The organism is Pseudomonas mosselii, assembly GCF_019823065.1.
GTDB classification, from domain to species: Bacteria; Pseudomonadota; Gammaproteobacteria; order Pseudomonadales; family Pseudomonadaceae; genus Aquipseudomonas; species Aquipseudomonas mosselii.
The window spans coordinates 6,019,089-6,034,493 of the sequence record NZ_CP081966.1 but is presented as its reverse complement, the minus strand read 5'-3'; the positions used below and the strand labels follow the sequence as shown (position 1 = coordinate 6,034,493).

Below are 15,405 nucleotides of genomic sequence, written 5' to 3'. Positions count from 1 at the left end.
AAATCTGCTAACAATGCACACGGCACGCACTGCAGTGGCTACGCCATAATGCGCGGCGATATCAGAGGAGTTATTCATGACCAGCACCGCAAACGCCGCCGAAGGCGACAAGATTCTCATCGTCGACGACGACCCGGGCCTGAGCAGCCTGCTGGACCGTTTCTTCACCAGCAAGGGCTTCCGTGTCCGCACCGTGCCCAACGTCGAACAGATGGACCGCCTGCTGGCCCGTGAAGTGTTCAACCTGGTGGTCCTCGACCTGATGCTGCCGGGCGAGGACGGTCTGTCCGCGTGCAAGCGCCTGCGCGCGTCGAACAACCAGATCCCGATTATCATGCTTACCGCCAAGGGCGATGAGCTCAGCCGCATCAAGGGCCTGGAACTGGGCGCCGACGACTACCTGGCCAAGCCGTTCAACCCCGACGAACTGGTGGCCCGGGTCAAGGCCGTGCTGCGCCGCCAGTCCCCGAGCGTGCCAGGCGCGCCGGGCAGCGAGGAAGAGACCGTCACCTTCGGCGACTACGAGCTGTCGCTGGCCACCCGCGAACTCAAGCGCGGCGAGGAAACGCACATGCTCACCACCGGTGAGTTTGCCGTGCTCAAGGCCCTGGTCATGCATGCCCGCGAGCCGCTGACCCGCGACAAGCTGATGAACCTGGCCCGCGGCCGCGAGTGGGACGCCCTGGAGCGCTCCATCGATGTGCAGATTTCGCGCCTGCGCCGGATGATCGAGCCCGACCCGTCCAAGCCACGCTACATTCAGACCGTATGGGGTGTGGGCTACGTCTTCGTGCCGGACGGAAACGCCGGCAAATGAGCCTGTCGGCTCGTCAGGGTGCAGCAGGGCGACCCACGCGGGTCGCCCTGTTTTCGTCTGTGACGGCCGGCCTTTTCAGCACAGTAGTTGATCGATGAAAACGCCTCTCTGGTTCCCACAAAGCTTCTTCGCCCGCACCCTCTGGCTGGTGCTGATCGTCGTGTTGTTCTCCAAGGCATTGACGCTCGTGTACCTGCTGATGAACGAAGACGTGCTGGTCGACCGCCAGTACAGCCACGGCGTGGCCCTGACGCTGCGCGCCTACTGGGCCGCGGATGAAGAGAACCGTGACCAGATCGCCGAGGCGGCCGGCCTGATCCGCGTGACCGGCGCCGGCGTGCCGGAGGGCGAGCAGCACTGGCCTTACAGCGAGATCTACCAGCGCCAGATGCAGGCCGAACTGGGCGATGACACCGAGGTGCGCCTGCGCATCCACGCGCCGCCCGCGCTGTGGGTCAATGCCCCCAGCCTGGGCCCGGGCTGGCTCAAGGTGCCGCTGTATCCGCACCCGCTGCGTGGGCAGAAGATCTGGAACGTGCTCGGTTGGTTCCTGGCTATCGGCCTGTTGTCCACGGCATCGGCCTGGATCTTCGTGCGTCAGCTCAACCAGCCGCTCAAGCGCCTGGTGTTCGCCGCCCGCCAGCTGGGCCAGGGGCGCAGCGTGCGCCTGCCGATCAGCGACACCCCGAGCGAAATGACCGAGGTGTACCGCGCGTTCAACCAGATGGCCGAGGATGTCGAGCAGGCCGGGCGTGAGCGTGAGCTGATGCTGGCCGGGGTGTCCCATGACCTGCGCACACCGCTGACCCGGCTGCGCCTTTCGCTGTCGCTGATAGGCAACGACAGTGACCTCAGCGAGGACATGGTCCGCGACATCGAGGACATGGACGCGATTCTCGACCAGTTCCTGGCGTTCATTCGGGACGGGCGCGACGAACCGGTGGAGGAGGTCGACCTCAACGACCTGATCTACGAAGTGGTGGCGCCCTACAACCAGCACAAGGAGCAGGTGCGGCTGTGCCTGGAGCCGATTCCGCCGTTCCCGCTGCGTCGGGTATCGCTCAAGCGCATGCTGGGCAACCTGATTGGCAACGCCCTGCATCACGCTGGCAAGGGCGTCGAGGTGGCGGCCTATGTGTCGGGCGACCAGAGCGCGCCGTATGTGGTGCTCAGCGTGCTGGACCGTGGCGCGGGTATCGATGAGTCGGAACTGGAGACCATCTTCAACCCGTTCATCCGTGGCGACCGGGCGCGGGGTGGCAAGGGCACCGGCCTTGGGCTGGCGATCGTCAAGCGTATCGCCGCGCAGCATGGCGGCAATGTGGAATTGCGCAACCGCTCTGGCGGTGGCATTGAAGCACGGGTGAGGTTGCCGTTGGGGTTGCTGCTGCCGCGTAACGCCGTGTGATTTCCGGGGCCGCTGTGCGGCCCTTTCGCGACATCATGTCGCTCTCAGCCCTTGCCTTTGGTCCGCGTCTGATTCGGCCCGCTGTTCTTCTCAAGGTGCTCGATGATCATCCCGGCCACGTCCTTGCCGGTGGTCACCTCGATACCCTCCAGCCCAGGCGATGAGTTCACCTCCATCACCAGCGGCCCGTGATTGGAACGCAGGATATCCACGCCCGCCACGCTCAGGCCCATGACCTTCGCCGCGCGAATCGCGGTCATGCGCTCTTCGGGTGTGATCTTGATCAGGCTGGCCACGCCACCGCGGTGCAGGTTTGAGCGAAATTCGCCCGGCTTGGCCTGGCGCTTCATCGAGGCGATCACCTTGTCGCCCACCACGAAGCAACGGATATCGGCGCCCCCGGCCTCCTTGATGTATTCCTGGACCATGATGTTCTGCTTCAGGCCCATGAACGCCTCGATCACCGACTCGGCGGCCTTGGTGGTCTCGCACAGCACCACGCCGATGCCCTGGGTGCCTTCGAGCACCTTGATCACCAGCGGCGCGCCGTTGACCATCTGGATCAGGTCGGGGATGTCGTCCGGCGAGTGGGCGAAACCGGTGATCGGCAGGCCGATACCGCGCCGAGACAGCAGCTGCAGGGAGCGCAGCTTGTCGCGGGAGCGGGCGATGGCCACCGACTCGTTGAGCGGGTACACGCCCATCATCTCGAACTGGCGCAGCACCGCGCAGCCATAGAAGGTGACCGATGCGCCAATGCGCGGGATCACCGCATCGAACCCCTCCAGCGGCTTGCCGCGGTAATGGATCTGCGGCTTGTGGCTGGCGATGTTCATATAGGCCCGGAGCGTGTCGATCACCACCACTTCGTGGCCCCGCTGGGTACCGGCCTCGACCAGGCGGCGGGTGGAATACAGACGCGGATTGCGCGACAGCACAGCGATCTTCATGCAGCACCTGTGACAGGGGAAAGGGTGGCCGGGAAGGCCGGTTTGTCCTGGACGTACTTAAGGCCTGGGTTGACCACCAACTGGCCATGGATGAGCGCCTTCGAGCCGAGCAGCAGCCGATAGCGCATGCTCTTGCGGCAGGCCAGGGTGAACTCGACCTCCCAGACCCGGTCGCCGAGCGCCAGGGCCGTACGGATCACGTAGCGGATCTGGGCCTGGCCGTTGGAGCTCTTGATGGTCTTCATGGTCACCAGTGGCGCCTCGCAACGCCGGTGGCGCAACTGCACCACCGAGCCCAGGTGCGCGGTGAAGCGCACCCATGGCTGGCCATCGCGCTCGAACGGTTCGACCTCGGTGGCGTGCAGGCTAGAAGTGCTGGCGCCGGTGTCGATCTTGGCGCGCAGGCCGGCGACACCCAGCTCGGGCAGGGCGACCCACTCGCGCAGGCCGATCACAGTCAGGTGGTCAAATGTCTTCACGAAGCGTGCCCTGGGGATATGGAGATGAACTGTAATGACGGCACGGATTTTTTGCATCCGTCAGTCACGGTAGTACAGTTCCGTGAAAGACAGAATTCGAGGAAAAACCATGGCACAAAAGCCTGAAGACGATGACAAGGTACGCCTGGACAAATGGCTGTGGGCGGCGCGCTTCTACAAGACCCGCGCCCTGGCCAAGGCGGCGATCGAAAGCGGCAAGGTGCACTGCCGGGGTGAGCGCTGCAAGCCGGGCAAGGAGCCACGGGTGGGCGACGAGTTCGTGCTGCGCACCGGTTTCGACGAGCGCACCGTGGTGGTCAAGGCGCTGTCGTTGGTGCGGCGCGGGGCGCCGGAGGCGCAGCTGCTCTACGAGGAGACGGCTGAAAGCGTGAAGCGCCGCGAGCAGGCGGCCGAGATGCGCAAGGCCGGCGCCCTGGGCATGACCACCGACGGGCGACCGAACAAGAAGCAGCGGCGGCAGATTCATCAACTGCATGGCAGCTTCGAATGAAAGGGACCGCAAAGCGGCCCCTGTGATCAATCAGGCAGCGCGAACCACGCTCATCCGTCCGACCAGCGGCAGCTTGCCGAGCCAACCGAACAGTGGCGACGTCCACCGCACCAGCGCCGCGCTGGCCGTGGCCGCCAGGGGCGTGTGGCAGCTCCAGCCCAGCGCCAGGACCGCCATCAACAAACCGCCGATGTAGTCGTCCTGCCCCCAATGGGCGCCGGCCACCAGGCGCGGCAGCATGAACAGCAAGGCCAGCGCCCAGATCACCAGGTGCTGCGCCAGGCGGCGGCTGAACAGGCTCATGAACAGCGCCCAGATCAGCAGCACCGAGGCGTGGTCACCCGGGAAGCTCTGGCTGGAGCGGTCCTTCAATTCCCACTTCGCTTCCAGGTGCGGGTAGAAGTCGCTCAGGTGCACGGCGTTGTCGAACACCATCGATGGGCTGTTGTGTTGCCAGCCCATTGCGCTGACCCACTTGGAAAACAGCGCGCGAATCACCACTAAGAGGAGTAGGGTGACCAGGAAGCCGAAGAACGCCTGGCGCACCTGGGTGGCCTTGAATACCCAATCACCGCGAATCAGCAGCGACAACATGATCAGCCCGACCAGGATGTCGAACGGGCGTAGGCTGCCGACTGCCCAGATCGACCGCCAGATCAGGTTGTCGGCCAGTGGCGCATTGAGGCTGTGGAACAGCCACTCGTCGAAAGTCAGGCACAGGATCTGGCCAACGGGCCACAACCAGAAACACAGTAGTGCGACGGGCAACAGGGTGCAGGCTGCCAACGGTCCCCAAGACCACCTTGCTTGGAACAGTGGTCGATTATCCATAAAATACCTCGATATCCAGCGGGTTATGAGTGCTTTCTGAGCGCTCTGCGACGGACCTTTCAGTCTCCTGTAATTATTTTGTAATCATTTTTAGAAAGCCAGACAACCATGAGCGACTTGCCAGATACCGATTTCACCCAACGCTTCCTGTTCGACGACCGCGATGTGCGCGGCGAGATGGTCGCGCTGGAACGCAGCTACGCCGAGGTGTTGGCCAAGCACGACTACCCGCAGCCGGTAAAGCATCTGCTCGGTGAACTGATGGCCGCCGCCGCGCTGTTGGTCGGCACCCTGAAGTTCGACGGGTTGCTGGTACTCCAGGCGCAGTCCCAGGGCCCGGTGCCGCTGCTGGCCATCGAGTACACCAGCGAGCACGACATCCGTGGCCTGGCGCGCTACGAGGCCGACCAGATCAAGGCGGATGCCGGCCTTGCCGACCTGATGCCGGGTGGTCACCTGGTGTTGACCATCATTCCGGTCAACGGCCAGCGTTACCAGGGCACTGTCGAGCTGGACGGCAAGGACCTGTCGGAGTGCTTCACCAATTACTTCGTCATGTCGCAGCAAGTGAACACCTGCATCTCCCTGGCCGCCGATGGCGCCCGCGCCCGTGGTCTGCTGGTGCAGCAGCTGCCGGCCGAGATCCACAAGGACAGCGAGGAGCGCGAGGAAAGCTGGGCCCATGTCAAGGCGCTGGCCAACACCGTGAAGGTCGATGAACTGCTCGGCCTGGACAACGAAACCGTGCTGCACCGCCTGTACCATGAGGACGCGGTTCGCCTGTTCGATATCCAGCCGCTACGCTTCCGTTGCAGTTGCTCGCGCGAGCGTTCCGGCAACGCCTTGGTCAGCCTCGGCGAGCAGGATGCCAAGGCGCTGGTGGCCGAATGCGGCGGCCGGGTCGAGATCGATTGCCAGTTCTGCAACGAACGCTATCTCTTCGATGCAAGCGATGTGGCGCAATTGTTTGCCGGTGGCGGTACCGAGGCCCCATCAGAAACTCAGCACTGAAACGGTTCACTACAGGATAATCTCCTGTCGAATTGCGCAAAAACGCAGTTCTGACAGGAGGGGCCTACTTTTTTTGGGCGTTTCTGGCATAATCCGGCCACTTTTTTCGCTGTAGTAGTTTTTTCGAGACGACTACAAAACGTTTGGAGCACTCGGCCTCGGGCCGGATGGGGTATCTCATGACGCAAGCCAACAACACCGTGTACACCGACCTGAGCGTCGATGAGCTGGTAAAAGAAGCGCTGTCCCGCGGTGAAGGCGTGCTGGCCGATACTGGCGCGCTGGTGGTGGAAACCGGTCACCGCACCGGCCGTTCGCCGGCTGACCGTTTCATCGTCGAAGAACCTTCCACCCAGGACCAGATTGGCTGGGGCCCGATCAACCGCAAGTTCCCGGCCGACAAGTTCGATGCCCTGTGGGACCGCGTCGAGGCGTTCAACAACGCCCAGGATCACTTCGTTTCCTACGTTCACGTAGGCGCTGCGGCCGAACACTACCTGCCGGTCAAGATGACTACCCAGACCGCCTGGCAGAACCTGTTCGGCCGTTGCCTGTTCATCAACCCCGAGCAGTACAACCCGGCTGGCCGTGGCGAATGGCAGATCCTCAACGTCGCCAACTTCGAGTGCGTGCCTGAGCGTGACGGCACCAACTCCGATGGCTGCGTGATCATCAACTTCGCCCAGAAGAAGGTGCTGATCGCCGGCATGCGTTACGCCGGCGAAATGAAGAAGGCCATGTTCTCGGTGCAGAACTTCCTGCTGCCGGCCGCCGACGTGCTGCCGATGCACTGCGCCGCCAACATCGGCGAAGCGGGTGACGTCACCCTGTTCTTCGGTCTGTCCGGCACCGGCAAGACCACCCTGTCGGCCGACGAAAGCCGTTACCTGATCGGTGACGACGAGCACGGCTGGGGCGAGGGCGTGGTCTTCAACATCGAAGGTGGTTGCTATGCCAAGTGCATCGACCTCTCCGAGAAGAACGAGCCGGTCATCTGGAAAGCCATCAAGCACGGCGCGGTACTGGAGAACGTCGTGATCGACGCCAACAAGCACGCCGACTACGCCGACGTGAGCCTGACCCAGAACAGTCGTGCCGCCTACCCGCTGGCGCACGTCGAGAAGGTCTCGGCAGAGAACCTGGGCGGCGAGCCGAACGCGGTCATCTTCCTGACCTGCGACCTGACCGGCGTACTGCCTCCGGTGTCGATCCTGAACAACGAGCAGGCGGCCTACCACTTCCTGTCCGGCTACACCGCGCTGGTCGGTTCCACCGAAATGGGTTCGGGCGGCGGCATCAAGTCGACCTTCTCTACCTGCTTCGGCGCACCGTTCTTCCCGCGCCCAGCCGGTGTCTACGCCGAGCTGCTGATCAAGCGCATCAAGGCGTTCGGTTCGAAGGTCTACCTGGTCAATACCGGCTGGACCGGTGGTGGCTACGGCGTCGGCAAGCGCTTCAGCATCCCGACCACCCGTGGCGTGATCGCTGCCATCCAGAGCGGCGCCCTGATCGGTGCCGAGACCGAGCACCTGGACATCATCAACCTGGACGTGCCGAAGGCTGTTCCAGGCGTCGAGACCGAGCTGCTCAACCCGCGCAACACCTGGGCTGACAAGGCTGCCTACGACGAAGCCGCCAAGGGCCTGGCCACGCTGTTCACCGAGAACTTCAAGAAGTTCGACGTTTCCGACGCCATCAAGGCCGCTGGTCCGCAGCTGTAAGCTGGAGCCGGTTCGGATGAAAAGCCGCCCTTCGGGGCGGCTTTTTCGTATTTGAAAGCCTGCTTTGGGTGCTGTGTCTACTGAGGCTATCGCAGGGAAAGCCAGCTTCTATAGGATTTACACGCCGTTCCTGAAGGTCTGCTGGATTGCTGCATCAATACAGCAAGGCCAGAATCTGTTTCACTTGCAGGGCACCCACCAGAAAGCAGATGCCTTATGACAGAATCCCCCCAACGCTCCGCCTTCTCCCATTTCCACCCCATCCTCACCCGTCCGCAGGACAACGACCACAACGGTCACCTCGCCGGCGCCACCGTGCATGCCTTCTTCGAAACCGCCATCCAGGCCTTCCTGGTCGAACAGGCCGAACTGGACCTGCGCGACGGTGAGCTGGCCGGCTTCGTCGTGAGTTCGGCGGCGGACTTCTTCGCCTTGCCGGGATTTCCCGACGTGCTCGAGGTGGGCCTGGGCGTGACGCGCCTGGCAGGCAGCACCGTGGAGTTCCGCCTGGCGCTGTTCCGCCCGGGCGAGGCCGAAGCCTGCGCGGCGGGGAGCGTGGTGCAGGTATTCGTCGAGCGGGCCTCGGGACGTCCGGTGGCGCTGTCGGAGACGCTGCAGCTGATCCTCGCCGGGCTGTCGCTCAATCGTTGAGGCGAATGATCCCCTCGCGCACGGCGAACAGCACCAGGCCGGGCACGTCGTGGATCTGCAGGCGGTGCATGATCTGCGAGCGATGGGCCTCGACGGTCTTGATGCTAAGGCCCAGGCCGTCGGCGATGGAGCGGGTGGTCTCGCCTCGGGCGATCAGGCGCAGGATCTCCAGCTGGCGGTTGGTCAGCGGCGGTGTCTGCACCTGGCTGACGACGCGCTTGCGGCTGTGTTTCAGGGCCTGGCCGATGACCATCGGCAGTACCGCCGACGACAGGTACTGGCCGCCTCCGCGCAGGGTCTGCAGGGCTTGTTCCAGCTCGCTCACCGTGGCGCTCTTGAGCAGGAAGCCATGGGCGCCCAGCTGCAGGCAGCTCATCACATGCTCGAGCTCCGAGCGTGGCGAAAACATCAGTACCCGGCAGGCTGGCGCGCGGATGAACAGCTCCTGCAGGGCCTGCTGGCTGTCCAGCTCGCCGCTCATGTCGAGCACCACGATGTCCGGCTTGAGTTTTTCCGCGAGGCTCACGGCTGTCATGGCATCGCCGGTGTCGCCCACCACGACGAAATCTTTCTTCTGTTCAAGCAGGGCACGCAGGCCGGCGCGGAAGAGCGGCGAGTGATCGGCAAGCAGGATTCGGCAAGGCATGAATAAGGGCCTGTTTCGCAAGGGAAGGGGGGCGGCAGGCCTGCTCGATCCGGAAGCGCACTGCCGCGCGGTTGCGCGATCAGTCCTTGTCTGCCGATGGGCACGGCAGTGCCTCTTATCATAGGCGTTCGAACACCGACGGCAGTAGTGGACGCAGGGGCAGGCCCAGGGCATGGACGCTCTCGCTGTGACCGATGATCATCAGGCCACCGGGGCGCAGGTGTGCCAGCAGGCGCTGGAGTACCTCGTTCTTGTACCGTGGCGCCAGGTTCGACAACAGGTTGCGCAACAGGATGACGTCGAAGCTGCCGAGCTGTTCGGGCAGGGGCCGGATCAGGTTGAGCGCTTCGAAGCGCACCTGCTTGCGCAGGGCCGCCGAGACCCGCAGTCGACCGGTCATCTCGCCTACCCCGCACAGGCCGTGGCGGGCCAGCCAGCCTTCGGGAAAGTAGCGTGCCTGGGCGATGTCGTAGATGCCGGCAGCGGCGGTTTCCAGCAGTTGCGCGTTGAAGTCGCTCGCCAGCACCTGCCAGTCGGGATGGCGGGCGTTTTCGGCGGCGACCATGGCCAGGCTCCAGGCTTCTTCCCCGGTGGCGCAGGCGGCGCTCCACAGGCGTGCGGGGTGGTCGAGCTCGGCCAGCCAGCGGGCCAGGCATTCGAAATGACGATGCTCGCGAAAGAAGTAGCTGTCATGGGCGACCAGCAGGCGCAGCAGGTGCTCGCGTTCGCCCGCGCCGTGGGGGCCGTCGAGCAGGGCGAGATAGTGTTCGAAGTCGGGAAGGCCCAAGGCCTTGAGGCGCTTGTGCAGGCGTGCCGCGACCACGGCACGGCGGTCGTCGGCCAGTTGCACGCCGGTGGCCTGCACGACCCGTTGGCGAATCGACGCAAAGCTGGCTTCGCCGAGCAGTGGCGGGCGGCGGCCTGGCATCCTTCAGCCTCTCCTGGCCCGTGGCAGGCAGATGGGGGCGGTAATGATCGTGCGCATTCCCTGCGTCCTGTGCTTGATCGAAACGACGATGATAACTAGTGGCAAGTGGCCTCCATATCGGGGCAGCCCCTAATCCTCTGGCGGGTATACAAACGAAAAGGCCCTGCCGATGAGGGCAGGGCCTTAGGTTTCAGGCGTAAGCCTGGCGATCAGTCGTGGCGCCAGTGGCGCTTGTGCTTGCGATGGCCATAGTGGTGGCCACGGTCGTAGTAGCGGCGATCGTCGTAGTCGCGACGGTAGCGACGCTCGTGGCGTTCATCTTCGTCGGCCTTGTTGCCCATGTAGTTGCCCAGTGCGCCACCGGCGCCACCACCGGCGGCCGCGCCGATGTAGCTGCCGGTGGTGCCGCCCATGGAGCGACCCACCACGTTGCCGCCTGCTGCACCCAGCGCGCCACCGATGGCGGCCTCGCCGCGCTGGCGCTTGTCGGCGCCCAACGCACCGCCGGCCGCGCCGCCCAGGCCGGCACCGATGGCGCCGCCGGTGCTACCGCCGATGGAGTTGCCCACCACGGAGCCCAGTACCCCACCCAATGCGCCGCCAATGCCGGCTTCGGTGGTGCCGCCTGCCATGGCAACGCCGCTGAGCAGACCAAAAGACAACAACAGAATCGAGGAGTACTTCTTCATCAAGAGAGCCTCAGAGGGATGACGAAGCGGAATTTGAGGCTCGCCGAGGCGGCTGGCAATCGGAATCCGACGAGTAGCACGAGTTGTACACAATTCTCTAAGTTATTGAATTATGTATGAAACTTTTGCGAATTTCGGCTGTCTGAGCTATTTATGACGAAGCCCTGAACCATTGCGGAACAGGGCTTTTTTGTGGGCAGGTGCTCGGGATCTGCGCTTGCCCCCTGTAGGAGCGCGCCTAGCCCAATCTTGCTCAGATGATGCGCCCGTCGTCCCGCGCTCGTTCCAGCTTGATGGCGATGAACTTCGACGTCGGCGTATGGCTGCCGTCGCCGATGCTTTCCAGCGGCACCAGCGGGTTTACCTCGGGGTAGTAGGCCGCCGCCTGGCCGGCGGGAATATCGAACGCCAGCAGGGTGAAGCCCTGCACCCGGCGTACATGGTCATCGCCCCACAGCGACACGATGTCGACTTTCTGCCCCGGTTGGAAGCCCAGGCGGATGATGTCGGCTTCGTTGACGAACAGCACGTCGCGCTGGCCGCGCACGCCGCGGTAGCGGTCGTCCATGCCATAGATGGTGGTGTTGTACTGATCGTGCGAACGCATCGACTGCATGATCAGGTCCGGCACCTGGCCGCTGGCGCGCACGCGTTCGTCGAGCAGGCTGTCGGGCAGCAGGTTGGCCTTGAAGTTGGCACGGCCGCTGGCGGTCTTCCACTGGCGGCTGCCGGCGCTGTTGCCCAGGTAGAAGCCGCCGGGCAGGCGCAGGCGTTCATTGAAGTCGGCAAAGCCGGGAATGGTGTCGGCGATCAGGTCGCGGATGCGGTCGTAGTCGGCCACCAACCAGTGCCAGTCCACCGGTTGCTTGCCCAGGGTGGCGGCGGCGATACCGGCGACCACGGCCGGCTCCGAGCGCATCTGCCGCGACAGCGGCTTGAGCTGGCCGTTGGAGGCGTGGACCATGCTGAACGAGTCCTCCACCGTTACCGCCTGCGGGCCTTCGCCCTGCAGGTCGATATCGGTACGGCCCAGGCACGGCAGGATCAGCGCCTGCTTGCCGTGGACCAGGTGGCTGCGGTTGAGCTTGGTGCTGATGTGCACGGTCAACTCGCAATTGCGCAGCGCCTGCGCGGTGCGTTCGGTGTCCGGCGTGGCCTGGGCGAAGTTGCCGCCCAGACCGATGAACACCTTGGCTCGGCCGTCGAGCATGGCGTGGATCGCCTCGACGGTGTTGTGGCCGTTGTGGCGCGGCACCGGGAAGCCGAAGCGCTTTTCGAGGGCGTCGAGCAGGAACACCGGCGGGCGTTCGTTGATGCCCATGGTGCGGTCGCCCTGCACGTTGCTGTGGCCGCGCACCGGGCACAGGCCGGCGCCCGGCACGCCGAGGTTGCCGCGCAGCAGCATCAGGTTGACGATTTCCTGGATGGTCGGCACCGAATGGCGGTGCTGGGTGATGCCCATGGCCCAGCACATGATCACCCGTTTGCCCTTGCAGTACATGCGCGCCGACAGTTCTATGTCGGCGAGGGTCAGGCCCGATTGCGCCTGAATCTGCTCCCACGAAGTGGCATCGACCACCGCCAGGTACTCGTCCACGCCATGGCCGTGCTCGGCGATGAAGGCGTGGTCGAAGATCGCCGGCTCGCCCTTGGCCTGGGCTTCACGCTCCCACTGCAGCAGGAACTTGGCCATGCCGCGCAGCAGCGCCATGTCGCCGCCCAGGGCCGGTCGGAAGAATGCCGTGTTGGTCGGGCGGTCAGTGTTGGTCAGCATTTCCAGCGGGTTCTGCGGATGCTGGAAGCGCTCCAGGCCACGCTCCTTGAGCGGGTTGACACAGACCACCTGGGCGCCGCGCTTGACCGCGTCACGCAGCGGGTCGAGCATGCGCGGGTGGTTGGTGCCAGGGTTCTGGCCCCAGACGAAGATCGCGTCGGCGTGCTCGAAGTCGTCGTAGGTGACCGTGCCCTTGCCCACGCCGACGCTCTGGCCGAGGGCCACGCCGCTGGCTTCGTGGCACATGTTCGAGCAGTCGGGAAAGTTGTTGGTGCCGTAGGCGCGCACGAACAGCTGGTACAGGTACGCCGCCTCGTTGCTGGCCCGGCCGGAGGTATAGAACTCCGCCTGGTCAGGGCTGGACAGGTTGTTCAGGTGCCGGGCGATCAGGGCGAATGCCGCGTCCCAGTCGATCGGGCGGTAACGGTCGGTGACCGGGTCGTAGACCATCGGCTCGGTCAGGCGGCCCTGGTATTCGAGCCAGTAGTCGCTCTGTTCGAGCAGCGCGCTGACGCTGTAGCGGGCGAAGAACGCCGCATCGACGCGGCGCTTGGTGGCCTCCCAGTTGACCGCCTTGGCGCCGTTCTCGCAGAACTTGACCATGCCGCTCTCGGGCGAGTCACCCCAGGCGCACCCAGGGCAGTCGAAACCGCCGTTCTGGTTGGTCTTGAGCAGGGCGCGGATGTTCTTCAGGGCGTTGTCGCTGCCCACCCAGGCCTTGGCCACGCTGCGCAGCGCCCCCCAACCGCCGGCGGGGCCGGGGTAGGGCTTGTAGCGAGGGGTGGAGGCGGGGGCGTTGTCTGGCAGTTTTTCGTAGGAGGTCACGGCTGTTGCTACTCCGCCGCTGGGCTGAACACCCGCGGTGCGCTGTGTTTGGGCAGATGGATGAGGTTGAGGTTGTGCTTGCGCGCCCATTGCAGGGCCAGGCCCGTGGGTGCCGAGAGGCTGACCAGGGTCTGGATGCCGGCGCGAAGGACTTTCTGGATCAGCTCCAGGCTGCAGCGGCTGGTGACGATGGCCAGGCCGCCTGCGGTGTCGATGCGCTGGCGCAGCAGGGCGCCGATCAGTTTGTCCAGGGCGTTGTGCCGGCCGATGTCTTCGCGGCCCAGCAGCAACTGGCCTTCGCGGTCCATGAACAGCGCAGCGTGTACCGCGCCACAATGCTGGCCAAGGGGCTGGAAGGCATCGATGCGCTGGCGCAAGTCTTTCAGCCAGTGCGCGGGCGGCAGCGGCGCCCCGGGCAGCGCGTCCAGCTCGGGCAAAGCCTGCTCCAGGGCCTCGACGCCGCACAGGCCGCAGCCGCTGGTGCCGGCCAGTTGACGGCGCTGGTTCTTCAGGTTCCAGAAGGCACGGCTGGAGATCTCCAGGTCGGCATACAGCGCTGAACCGCTGCCGGAGAGCTTCACATCGTAGATTTCCTCGGTACCGGCGACGATGCCGCTGCCCACGCTGAAACCGACGGCGAAGTCTTCCAGGTCGGTCGGGCTGACCAGCATCACCGCCTGGTTCAGGCCGTTGTAGACGATGGCCAGCGCTACTTCCTCGGCCAGCGGGGTGCTGTCGTGGGCCGTGTCGGTTAGCTGGACGTAGTCATAGGTGTTGCTGGCGGCGGGCAGGGCAAGAGGCGTGGACGCCGCGCAGACCGGTGGCTTGCTGTTCATCGGGGCGAATACCGGCTGGCAGTTTGACCCCACAAGCCTAGGCCCCTGTGCCGATGGCGTCTAATCGCTAGCGTCTATGTCGTGATAGAGCGCGTCGATTGGTCGCAGCGGGGCGGGATGGATGATCCTGGCCTAGACTCCTGCTTCCATGGATTCACCATCAAAGGAGCGCCACATGAGCCTGTTCAGTTTCGTGAAGGAAGCCGGCGAGAAGTTGATCGACCTGCTGACGCCGGGCAATGCCAATGCCGAGGAACAGTTGAAGAAGCATGTCCAGGACGTGGGTCTGGGCAACCCGAACATCTCGGCCACTGTAGAGGGTGACAAGGTCATTCTCAAGGGTGAGGTTGCCAGCCAGGAGGAGAAGGAGAAGATCATCCTGGCTGCCGGCAATATCGCAGGGGTGGCCTCGGTGGATGACCAGATCACCGTCACCGGCCCGGTGGCCCAGGCTGCCCGGTTCGTTGAGGTCGAGAAAGGTGACACCCTCAGTGCCATTTCCAAGCGGGTCTATGGTGATGCCAACAAGTACCAGAAGATCTTCGAGGCGAACAAACCGATGCTGAAGGACCCCAACAAGATCTATCCGGGGCAGGTGCTGCGTATTCCTGATTGATCACATCTTGGGGCAAGCCCGCTCCCACGCTGGTGGGCGCGGGCCTATAGCCCCGCCAGCAACGCCCGATAGTCCTCAACAGCGGCAAATTCCTGTGTGTCCCTCGGCCCGGCCTGACTGTCAGGCTGGCGTACAGCCAGCAGGTGCCCAACACCAAATCGCCGGGCACTGCGCAGAATCGCCAAAGTGTCATCGATGAACAGGCTGCGCGCCGGTTCAAAACCGATGTCCGCCTGCAAGGCATCCCAGAACTGCGGACTCTCCTTCGGATAGCCGTAGTCATGTGAGCTGATCAGCCGTTCGAAATACGGCGCCAGTTCCACCCGCTCCAGTTTCAGCGACAGCGAGTCGCGGTGCGCATTGGTGATCATCACCACCCGCTTGCCCGCCTTGCGCACGGCTGCCAGGAAAGTGTCGGCATCCGGCTTGAGGGCGATGAGGTCGGCGATCTCCTGTTTCAGCTCGCGGATCGGCAGGCGCAGTTCACGGCTCCAGAAATCCAGGCAGTACCAGTTGAGCGTGCCGGCATGCCGCTCGAACAGCGGGTGCAGCTCGAGCTCGGCCATGGCCCGGCTCACGCCGTGCAGCTCGGCGTAGCGCTGGGGCAGGTGGTCCAGCCAAAAGCGGTTGTCGTAGTGCAGGTCGAGCAGAGTACCGTCCATGTCCAGCAGGACGGTATCGATGGCGGACCAGGGAAGAACGGGCATGGGAA

General features: G+C 64.3%; 16 protein-coding genes. 7 read left to right on the top strand and 9 right to left on the bottom strand.

Annotation, left to right across the window (positions count from 1 at the left end; all coding sequences use genetic code 11):
- Positions 1-76: 76 nt before the first annotated feature.
- Both ompR and K5H97_RS28050 read left to right on the top strand, forming a co-directional pair.
- Positions 77-817 (top strand): osmolarity response regulator transcription factor OmpR, encoded by a 741-nt coding sequence (ompR, locus tag K5H97_RS28055; protein WP_028689209.1) that lies wholly within the window; start codon positions 77-79, stop codon positions 815-817.
- A gap of 94 nt (positions 818-911) precedes the next feature.
- Positions 912-2,225: an ATP-binding protein gene (locus K5H97_RS28050; RefSeq protein WP_028689208.1), complete on the top strand. Its 1,314-nt coding sequence runs from the start codon at positions 912-914 to the stop codon at positions 2,223-2,225.
- Between the two features lie 44 nt (positions 2,226-2,269).
- Here the strand turns inward: K5H97_RS28050 and rimK are convergent, their stop codons facing one another.
- Positions 2,270-3,175, bottom strand: coding sequence for a 30S ribosomal protein S6--L-glutamate ligase (rimK, locus tag K5H97_RS28045; RefSeq protein ID WP_011531656.1), 906 nt, complete (start codon positions 3,173-3,175; stop codon positions 2,270-2,272).
- Entirely contained in the window at positions 3,172-3,654 is a 483-nt protein-coding gene (gene rimB / locus K5H97_RS28040; protein ID WP_028689207.1) for a retropepsin-like aspartic endopeptidase RimB, read from the bottom strand. Before rimB ends, rimK begins: the two co-directional genes overlap by 4 nt.
- A gap of 109 nt (positions 3,655-3,763) precedes the next feature.
- On the opposite strand from rimB, the gene K5H97_RS28035 reads away from it, so the two are divergent.
- Positions 3,764-4,165 carry an RNA-binding S4 domain-containing protein gene (locus K5H97_RS28035; RefSeq protein ID WP_028689206.1) on the top strand — a complete coding sequence of 134 codons (402 nt, stop codon included), beginning with the start codon at positions 3,764-3,766 and terminating at the stop codon, positions 4,163-4,165.
- Between the two features lie 30 nt (positions 4,166-4,195).
- Here K5H97_RS28035 and K5H97_RS28030 read toward each other — a convergent pair whose 3' ends face one another.
- Positions 4,196-4,996, bottom strand: a complete 801-nt coding sequence (locus K5H97_RS28030; protein ID WP_028689205.1) for a phosphatase PAP2 family protein — start codon at positions 4,994-4,996, stop codon at positions 4,196-4,198.
- A gap of 108 nt (positions 4,997-5,104) precedes the next feature.
- On the opposite strand from K5H97_RS28030, the gene hslO reads away from it, so the two are divergent.
- The 3 genes from hslO to K5H97_RS28015 all read left to right on the top strand — a co-directional run bounded on the left by hslO (position 5,105) and on the right by K5H97_RS28015 (position 8,379).
- Entirely contained in the window at positions 5,105-6,007 is a 903-nt protein-coding gene (gene hslO, locus K5H97_RS28025) for an Hsp33 family molecular chaperone HslO (protein WP_028689204.1), read from the top strand.
- Between the two features lie 179 nt (positions 6,008-6,186).
- On the top strand, positions 6,187-7,728 hold the full coding sequence (locus tag K5H97_RS28020) for a phosphoenolpyruvate carboxykinase (protein WP_028689203.1): 1,542 nt from the start codon (positions 6,187-6,189) through the stop codon (positions 7,726-7,728).
- A gap of 216 nt (positions 7,729-7,944) precedes the next feature.
- The gene (locus tag K5H97_RS28015; RefSeq protein WP_028689202.1) at positions 7,945-8,379 is read left to right on the top strand and encodes an acyl-CoA thioesterase; all 435 of its coding nucleotides are present in this window, start codon (positions 7,945-7,947) and stop codon (positions 8,377-8,379) included.
- Here K5H97_RS28015 and K5H97_RS28010 read toward each other — a convergent pair.
- The 5 genes from K5H97_RS28010 to fdhD form a co-directional block, all read right to left on the bottom strand.
- Positions 8,369-9,025: a response regulator gene (locus tag K5H97_RS28010; RefSeq protein WP_028689201.1), complete on the bottom strand. Its 657-nt coding sequence runs from the start codon at positions 9,023-9,025 to the stop codon at positions 8,369-8,371. The genes K5H97_RS28015 and K5H97_RS28010 overlap by 11 nt on opposite strands.
- 118 nt (positions 9,026-9,143) lie before the next feature.
- Entirely contained in the window at positions 9,144-9,953 is an 810-nt protein-coding gene (locus K5H97_RS28005) for a CheR family methyltransferase (protein WP_028689200.1), read from the bottom strand.
- Positions 9,954-10,162: 209 nt separating this feature from the next.
- Positions 10,163-10,642, bottom strand: a complete 480-nt coding sequence (locus tag K5H97_RS28000; protein WP_028689199.1) for a glycine zipper domain-containing protein — start codon at positions 10,640-10,642, stop codon at positions 10,163-10,165.
- Positions 10,643-10,895: 253 nt separating this feature from the next.
- Positions 10,896-13,241, bottom strand: a complete 2,346-nt coding sequence (locus K5H97_RS27995) for an FdhF/YdeP family oxidoreductase (RefSeq protein ID WP_028689198.1) — start codon at positions 13,239-13,241, stop codon at positions 10,896-10,898.
- A gap of 8 nt (positions 13,242-13,249) precedes the next feature.
- Positions 13,250-14,077: a formate dehydrogenase accessory sulfurtransferase FdhD gene (gene fdhD, locus K5H97_RS27990; protein WP_028689197.1), complete on the bottom strand. Its 828-nt coding sequence runs from the start codon at positions 14,075-14,077 to the stop codon at positions 13,250-13,252.
- A 175-nt stretch (positions 14,078-14,252) separates the two neighbouring features.
- On the opposite strand from fdhD, the gene lysM reads away from it, so the two are divergent.
- On the top strand, positions 14,253-14,693 hold the full coding sequence (gene lysM / locus K5H97_RS27985) for a peptidoglycan-binding protein LysM (RefSeq protein WP_028689196.1): 441 nt from the start codon (positions 14,253-14,255) through the stop codon (positions 14,691-14,693).
- Positions 14,694-14,737: 44 nt separating this feature from the next.
- Here the strand turns inward: lysM and yrfG are convergent, their stop codons facing one another.
- The gene (yrfG, locus tag K5H97_RS27980; protein WP_036985805.1) at positions 14,738-15,400 is read right to left on the bottom strand and encodes a GMP/IMP nucleotidase; all 663 of its coding nucleotides are present in this window, start codon (positions 15,398-15,400) and stop codon (positions 14,738-14,740) included.
- Between the last annotated feature and the right edge of the window lie 5 nt (positions 15,401-15,405).